Source organism: Microvirga pakistanensis, from assembly GCF_004458765.1.
Classification (GTDB): domain Bacteria; phylum Pseudomonadota; class Alphaproteobacteria; order Rhizobiales; family Beijerinckiaceae; genus Microvirga; species Microvirga pakistanensis.
The window spans coordinates 1-223 of record NZ_SPJX01000689.1 but is presented as its reverse complement, the minus strand read 5'-3'; the positions used below and the strand labels follow the sequence as shown (position 1 = coordinate 223).

Below are 223 nucleotides of genomic sequence, written 5' to 3'. Positions count from 1 at the left end.
CTGGGTTTCACGCCCTATATCGGGGCGGGTATCGGACTGGCGCGCAACACGCTCTCCGACGATGTGCGGACGATCCATGACGCGACCACGGGGATCGAAACCGTGGAGCGCATTGCCGGCGGCAAAGATTTCAGTCTCGCTTGGGCCCTCATGGCCGGCGTCGGATATCAGCTTTCATCGAATTTCACGCTCGATCTCGGCTACCGCTATGTCATCCTCGGCG

The 223-nt window shown here is 61.0% G+C and carries 1 protein-coding gene; it reads left to right on the top strand.

Features of this window, described 5'->3' with window-relative positions:
• The coding region (locus tag E4K09_RS26750; protein ID WP_166802534.1) for an outer membrane protein at positions 1 to 223 on the top strand (223 nt) is incomplete at both ends.